Here is a 3,151-nt window from a genome sequence, read left to right on the forward strand (position 1 = left end):
CCGAATGACCCATTCCGTAACCACTTGGTGCCGAAAATCAAGAAATATCCGCTTAAGATGCTGCTCGAGTCGTGCCAGCGCTACATGTCCGCCCTGGGCGAGAAACGTGTGCTGACCATCGAGTACACCTTGCTCAAGGACGTCAATGACAAGCTTGAGCATGCGGTGGAAATGATCGAGCTGCTCAAAGACATTCCGTGCAAGATCAACCTGATTCCGTTCAACCCGTTCCCGCATTCCGGTTACGAGCGGCCGAGCAACAACGCCATTCGTCGGTTCCAGGATCAGTTGCATCAGGCCGGTTTCAACGTCACTGTGCGCACCACCCGTGGTGAGGACATCGACGCGGCATGCGGTCAATTGGTAGGGCAGGTGCTGGATCGCACCCGTCGCAGCGAACGTTACATCGCCGTGCGCGAGTTGAGCGCCGACAGCGATCTGGCACAGAACGCCGCGAACACTAACTAAGAGAGGATCTCTATGTCCCTGCGCTTTGCGCTGCTGTTGCTGATGGCCAGCCTGTGTGCTGGTTGTGTCCTGTCGGGTGACTACAACCCGATGAAGACCAGCAAGGGCCGCGACGAAGCGCGTGCCGCCTACGTGCAGCTGGGATTGGGCTACTTGCAGCAAGGGATGACCGAGCGCGCCAAGGTGCCGCTGAAGAAGGCGCTGGAGCTGGACGGCTCCGATCCTGATGCCAACGCTGCCCTCGGGTTGGTGTTCCAGGCCGAAATGGAGCCGAAGCTGGCCGACGAACATTTCCGCAAAGCCCTGTCCTCGCGTCCCACCGATGCACGAATCCTCAATAACTACGGCAGTTTTCTCTACGAAGAACAGCGTTACAAGGAAGCCTACGAGCGTTTTGAGCAGGCAGCCGCCGATACCCTGTATCCTGAGCGTTCGCGAGTCTTCGAGAACCTCGGCATGACCGCTTCGAAGCTCGGGCAGCGGGATCTGGCGCAGCAGCAACTGGAAAAAGCCCTGCGGCTGAACCGTCAACAACCGCGTGCTTTGCTGGAAATGGCTGAGTTGTCCTTCGAAGACAGGCATTATGTGCCCGCGCGTGACTATTACGACCGTTTCAGCCTGCTAACCGAGCAAAATGCACGTAGTCTATTGCTCGGCGTTCGGCTGGCAAAAGTGTTTGAAGATCGCGACAAGGCCGCCAGTTATGGCCTGCAATTAAAACGACTCTATCCCGGTACGCCGGAATATCAGCAATACCTGTCGGAGCAATGATGAAAGCGGCGCATCCCGAAGTTGTAGCAGCGACTCGCGTTAATCCCGGTGAGACTTTGCGCCAGGCCCGCGAAAGCAATGGCTGGTCGCTGGCCGAAGTGGCCCTCAAGCTCAACCTCACCGTGACTTCCCTGAGCAATCTTGAAGCCGGCGCTTTCGACAAGCTGCCGGGGCATACCTTCGCTCGCGGTTACATTCGCGCCTATGCCAAGTTGCTCGGCATGGACCAGACCGTTCTGGTCCAGCAATTCGACCAGTCCACCGGCACCGACTCCCAGGGCAGCAATGTGCATGCGCTGGGGCGTATCGAGGAGCCTGTGCGGGTTTCCCACACTATTTTGCGCATCGTCAGCCTGTTGTTGCTGATTGCGGTCATCGGTGGCGGTTTCGTCTGGTGGCAGGATCAGACCTCGCTGCGCAACAAGGAAGTGACCAGCCTGGCCCCGGAGCACGTTGAAGTCGAAGGCGCTGACGGCACCACGCAGATTCACCCGATCGACGAACCGGAAGACCAGGCCGTGGCCGAAGGTCAGGCCGAGGGCGCGACTGCTCTGGCGCTGCCACAATCGGAAACCACCGCTGAATCGACCGGTGCCGAGCCTGCCGCTCCGGCAACCGCTCCAGCCGCCCCCGCCGCGACTACGCCAGCCGCCCCGGCTCACACGCCGGCCCCGGTTGTCGCCAACCCGGCTACCCCTGCACCGAACGTTCCGGCTACTCCGGCGCCGACCGTCACCGCTCCAGTAGTCGCGGCCACCCCTGCGCCAAGCGCTGAAGCAGCTGTTCCAGCGGCCGGCGACGGCCAGGTGCAACTGCAGTTCACCGCTGATTGCTGGGCACAGGTCACCGACGGTCGCGGCAAGGTGCTGTTCAGCGGTCTGAAACATAAAGGCGACAGCGTTTCGGTTACCGGCAAGCCGCCATTGGCGGTGCGTCTGGGTGTGGCTCGCGCCGCACAGGTCAGCTACAACGGCCAACCGGTCGATATCGCTCCGTTCACCAGTGGCGAGACTGCTCGCCTGAAGTTGGGTCAATAAGTCATGCACGGCGAATCTCCAATCAAACGTCGCGTTTCGCGCAAGATCTGGGTCGGTAACGTGCCTGTTGGCGGCGATGCGCCTATCGCTGTGCAGAGCATGACCAACAGCGACACCAATGATGTTGCCGCCACCGTCGCGCAGATCAATCGTCTGGAAGCTGCCGGCGTCGACATCGTCCGCGTTTCGGTACCGGACATGGACGCCGCCGAGGCGTTCGGCAAGATCAAGCAACTGGTCAAGGTGCCGCTGGTTGCCGACATCCACTTCGACTACAAGATCGCTCTGCGCGTCGCCGAACTGGGTGTGGACTGCCTGCGTATCAACCCGGGCAACATCGGTCGTGAAGACCGGGTGCGCGCCGTGGTCGATGCCGCCCGTGACCGCGGGATTCCGATCCGCATCGGCGTCAACGCCGGCTCGCTGGAAAAAGACCTGCAGAAGAAATACGGCGAACCGACCCCGGCGGCGCTGGTCGAGTCCGCGCTGCGTCACGTCGAGCACCTCGAACGCCTGAATTTCCAGGACTTCAAGGTCAGCGTGAAAGCCTCCGACGTGTTCATGGCCGTCGAAGCCTACCGTCTGCTGGCGAAAGAAATCGTCCAGCCGCTGCACCTCGGCATCACCGAAGCCGGTGGTTTGCGTTCGGGCACAGTGAAATCCGCCGTGGGCCTAGGTATGCTGCTCGCCGAGGGGATTGGCGATACTATCCGCATCTCGCTGGCGGCCGATCCGGTCGAGGAAGTGAAGGTCGGTTACGACATTCTCAAGTCTTTGCATCTGCGTTCCCGTGGCATCAACTTCATCGCCTGCCCGAGCTGCTCGCGGCAGAACTTCGATGTGGTGGAGTCCATGAACGTGCTGGAGGGGCGCCG

3 protein-coding genes and 1 pseudogene are annotated in these 3,151 nt (G+C 60.9%); all 4 read left to right on the forward strand.

What is annotated here, in order from left to right:
• Window positions 1-468: pseudogene (locus ACIP8I_RS09445) on the forward strand (23S rRNA (adenine(2503)-C(2))-methyltransferase RlmN); the annotation flags it as partial.
• Window positions 469-480: 12 nt separating this feature from the next.
• Complete coding sequence (pilW, locus tag ACIP8I_RS09450) at window positions 481-1,239, forward strand: type IV pilus biogenesis/stability protein PilW (protein ID WP_007964430.1); 759 nt, start codon at window positions 481-483, stop codon at window positions 1,237-1,239.
• Entirely contained in the window at window positions 1,239-2,276 is a 1,038-nt protein-coding gene (locus tag ACIP8I_RS09455) for a RodZ domain-containing protein (RefSeq protein WP_400760502.1), read from the forward strand. Before pilW ends, ACIP8I_RS09455 begins: the two co-directional genes overlap by 1 nt.
• Before the next feature lie 3 nt (window positions 2,277-2,279).
• Window positions 2,280-3,151, forward strand: an 872-nt coding sequence (ispG, locus tag ACIP8I_RS09460; RefSeq protein WP_400760504.1) for a flavodoxin-dependent (E)-4-hydroxy-3-methylbut-2-enyl-diphosphate synthase, incomplete at its 3' end; no start/stop codon positions are given.

It is taken from the genome of Pseudomonas sp. NPDC088414 (genome assembly GCF_044753325.1).
Lineage (GTDB): Bacteria > Pseudomonadota > Gammaproteobacteria > Pseudomonadales > Pseudomonadaceae > Aquipseudomonas.

Coding starts and splice junctions, on each gene's coding strand:
- pilW (WP_007964430.1), top strand. CDS start 481: ATGTCCCTGCGCTTTGCGCTGCTGTTGCTGATGGCCAGCCTGTGTGCT.
- ACIP8I_RS09455 (WP_400760502.1), top strand. CDS start 1,239: ATGAAAGCGGCGCATCCCGAAGTTGTAGCAGCGACTCGCGTTAATCCC.